Origin of the sequence: Wolbachia endosymbiont of Glossina morsitans morsitans (genome assembly GCF_000689175.1) — a bacterium.
Lineage (GTDB): Bacteria > Pseudomonadota > Alphaproteobacteria > Rickettsiales > Anaplasmataceae > Wolbachia > Wolbachia pipientis.
Genome location: NZ_AWUH01000085.1, coordinates 1 through 3,397, shown reverse-complemented (window position 1 = coordinate 3,397; position 3,397 = coordinate 1). Strand labels below are relative to the sequence as shown.

Genomic DNA, 3,397 nt, shown 5'->3' with positions numbered 1-3,397 from the left:
AAAAAACGCGATAAACAGTTTATAGTTTCACAATTAAGCAAAATACCCGGCATTGGCAACAAAAGAAAAAAGACGTTGATGTCTTATTTTGGTTCAGTGAAAAATATAAGCAAAGCTTCTCTGGCTGAAATTCAAAACGTACCTGGAATTAGTAAAGGTTTAGCAGAAGTCATTCTTAAATACGTGAATTATAAGAGAGGAGTACTGGAATGACACAAAACCCCGTTTTATTATTAGGGAATTTATATCTTAAAACCGCAAAAAAAGGTGTGCGTATTTGTGAAAAAAATCTCCATAAAATTTGTGAAGCAATGTGGTGGGACTAGTGCGATTCGAACGCACGACCTTCGGATTAGGAGTCCAACGCTCTATCCTGCTGAGCTATAGTCCCGTGTTTCCTACCATTTATGTAAAGTTATAGCAAAAAATCCTTCTCTTTTCTAGATTTCTTGCATAACCAATTTATGACGACAAAAAACATTTCTGTACTTCTTGAGTATAATGCTATTATATTTTAATAACATGGTTTAAGTAAGATTAATGCTAGTTAACAATATTGGTTATTTCTATAACAATCAAAACGACTTTGCTTTAAGCAATATAAACATTAAAGTAAAGAAAGGAAATGTTGCATGTTTATTGGGGCATTCTGGCTGTGGCAAGTCAACAATTTTGAAATTAATTGCGGGGATAGAAAATCCAAAATCTGGAACTATTTTTATAAATGATAGGTTAGTTGCGAGCAATAAGGCATCAGTCGCTATAGAGCATAGAAATATCGGATTGATTTTTCAGCATTCTGCATTATTTCCTCACAAAACAGTAGTAGAAAATATAACCTTTGCTATCCGCAGCTCTTCCAAGAGAGAAAAGCACCTAATTGCATTGGAAATCTTGAAGTTACTCAATATAGAAAAATATGAAAATATGTACCCTAACGCCTTATCTGGAGGACAACAACAATTAGTTGCAATAGCAAGAGTGATGGCACAAAACCCTGATGTTGTGTTGTTAGATGAACCATTTTCTAATTTGGATATACTGCTCAAGTGCCGAATAAGACAACATATATTGTCCCTTTTTAGAAGTAAAAATATCCCTGTGCTAATGGTAACTCATGACCCGCAAGAAGCATTGAAAGTTGCAGATTTTATCTACGTAATGAAAAATGGTAAAATTATTCAATCAGGAGTTTCTAGCGATATATACCATAAGCCTAAAGACGATACGCTAGCAAAGTTTTTTAGTGAGCTCTCTTCTACTCTACAGTTAAGCGAAAAGTTTCCACTTATTCGCTGCAAGAAAATAATCTAGTTTGGGATTGTTATAAAATAATTAAAAAAACCTTGATTTATAATTAAATAAAGGTGATATAATCTATGTGTTACTTGACTTCAGTCAAGTTTTAATATTTAAAGGTCAATTATTTTAAATGGAGGTGAAAATGAGTTTAGGACCATGGCAATTGTTTCTAGTCTTAATAATAATTTTAGTTCTGTTTGGTGCAGGCAGATTACCGCAAGTTATGGGTGATTTAGGAAAAGGCATCAAAAACCTTAAGCAGGAGCTTAAGGACTCAGAAAAATTATCGTCTAACGAACCAGATCGTTAGCGTCCTCATACTTCGTGACATGCACCTTAGTGCATGTCATCTGTTTAAAAACTTAGTCAGGTTAAAGAATGAAAGAGATGAAGTGTTGGTATGAAATAAATAACAAATATTGAAATACAGCAACAACTATGTTAGCTTAAGAGGAATATTTTATTAAAGGATAATTGTGCAAAAAAGTGAGAAACTCACTAAAGATAAAAAACTAGCTTCTGATATTCTAAAAGAGGTTGCGGATACCAATAACAATGATAGCAATAAAGTAACTTTGTTTGACATTAAAACAGCTTTGCATGAGCGCGGTTTTGGTATTTTAATAATCATCTTCTCCTTGCCGCTATCGGTGCCTATACCGGTTTCACCTGGTTATACAACTATTCTTTCTATACCTTTAATCTTATTCTCACTGCAGCTTCTATTTGGATTTGATTCTCCTTGGATGCCCAGTTGGCTAGAAAGAAGATCTTTTCAGCGTTCAACACTAGCTCTTATGGTAGAGAAAACTTCCCCTGTATTAGAAAAAATAGAAAAATTCATGAAGCCAAGACTGTCTTTCATTTTCTATGGGCCTGGTGAGAAGATTCTGGCTTTTATGATGTTGCTTTGTGCAATAATAATAGCTCTTCCATTACCTTTTACTCACTTCCTTCCTGCAATTGGCACAACTCTTATTTCACTTAGCATTATGAGTAAAGACGGGTTTCTATCCATATTGGGAGTTTTAGTGTCATTGTGTGCGTTGTTGCTTACTCTTGTTGTAATGGTCAAAGGACCACAACTTATAACCGGAGCACTTTCTCTTCTTAAAAGCTTTACAACACTTTAACAAAAGAACGAATTACTAGCGCAAAATGAATAATGCATATTGAAATAAAACAATAATTGTGTTAAGAATTATTTTTATCAAAGGTTTTTCGTGTCAAAAAATGATAAGTTGACTAAAAGTGATAAATTAGCTTCTGATATTCTAAAAGAAGTTGCAGATACCAATAACAATGATAGCGATAAAGTAACTTTGTTTGACATTAAAACAGCTTTGCATGAGCGTGGTTTTGGTATTTTAATAATCATCTTCTCCTTGCCGCTATCAGTGCCTATACCGGTTCCACCTGGTTATACAACTATTCTTTCTATACCTTTAATCTTATTCTCATTGCAGCTTTTATTTGGATTTGATTCTCCTTGGATGCCCAGTTGGCTAGAAAGAAGATCTTTTCAGCGTTCAACACTAGCTCTTGTGGTGGAAAAAACTTCTCCAGCATTAAAAAAAATAGAAAAGTTCATGAGACCAAGAATGTCTTTTATTTTCTATGGGCCCGGTGAAAAGATTTTAGCTTTTATAATGCTGCTTTGTGCGTTATCAATAGCTCTTCCACTACCTCTTACTAACTTCATTCCTGCAATTGGTACGACTCTTATTTCACTTGGTATTATGAGTAAAGATGGGTTTCTATCTATATTGGGAATTTTAATATCATTGTGTGGACTATTGCTTACTCTTGTTGTAGTAGTCAAAGGGCCACAACTTATCATTGGGGCATTTTCTTTTCTCAAAAGCTTCGTATATGGTTAGGCTTTACAACACTTTAACAAAAAAAAAGAGCTCTTGACACCGATCGACAAAGATCATGTAAAGATGTATGTTTGTGGACCAACAGTATATGATACGGCACACATAGGCAATGCACGTTCTGTTGTTGTTTACGACGTATTATTTCAATTGCTCAAGTTTTGTTATGGCAAAGTTACTTATGTGCGCAACATAACTGATATTGATGACAAGATAAT

5 protein-coding genes, 1 tRNA gene and 1 pseudogene are annotated in these 3,397 nt (G+C 34.1%); 6 read left to right on the top strand and 1 reads right to left on the bottom strand.

Annotated elements, in window-relative coordinates; genetic code table 11:
* Nucleotides 1–213: helix-hairpin-helix domain-containing protein (locus WGMM_RS01900; RefSeq protein WP_038249259.1), on the top strand; the 213-nt coding region annotated here is incomplete at its 5' end.
* Nucleotides 214–314: 101 nt separating this feature from the next.
* Here WGMM_RS01900 and WGMM_RS01895 read toward each other — a convergent pair.
* A tRNA-Arg gene (locus WGMM_RS01895) sits at nucleotides 315–391 on the bottom strand.
* Between the two features lie 149 nt (nucleotides 392–540).
* Here WGMM_RS01895 and WGMM_RS01890 point away from each other — a divergent pair.
* The 5 genes and pseudogenes from WGMM_RS01890 to WGMM_RS05610 form a co-directional block, all read left to right on the top strand.
* Nucleotides 541–1,314: an ABC transporter ATP-binding protein gene (locus WGMM_RS01890; RefSeq protein WP_006280146.1), complete on the top strand. Its 774-nt coding sequence runs from the start codon at nucleotides 541–543 to the stop codon at nucleotides 1,312–1,314.
* Nucleotides 1,315–1,444: 130 nt separating this feature from the next.
* Entirely contained in the window at nucleotides 1,445–1,612 is a 168-nt protein-coding gene (gene tatA / locus WGMM_RS01885) for a twin-arginine translocase TatA (protein WP_006013840.1), read from the top strand.
* Between the two features lie 166 nt (nucleotides 1,613–1,778).
* Nucleotides 1,779–2,435 carry an exopolysaccharide biosynthesis protein gene (locus WGMM_RS01880; RefSeq protein WP_038249256.1) on the top strand — a complete coding sequence of 219 codons (657 nt, stop codon included), beginning with the start codon at nucleotides 1,779–1,781 and terminating at the stop codon, nucleotides 2,433–2,435.
* Nucleotides 2,436–2,525: 90 nt separating this feature from the next.
* Nucleotides 2,526–3,182, top strand: coding sequence for an exopolysaccharide biosynthesis protein (locus WGMM_RS01875; protein ID WP_038249253.1), 657 nt, complete (start codon nucleotides 2,526–2,528; stop codon nucleotides 3,180–3,182).
* A pseudogene (locus WGMM_RS05610) lies at nucleotides 3,175–3,397 on the top strand (cysteine--tRNA ligase); the annotation flags it as partial. The gene WGMM_RS01875 and the pseudogene WGMM_RS05610, both read left to right, overlap by 8 nt.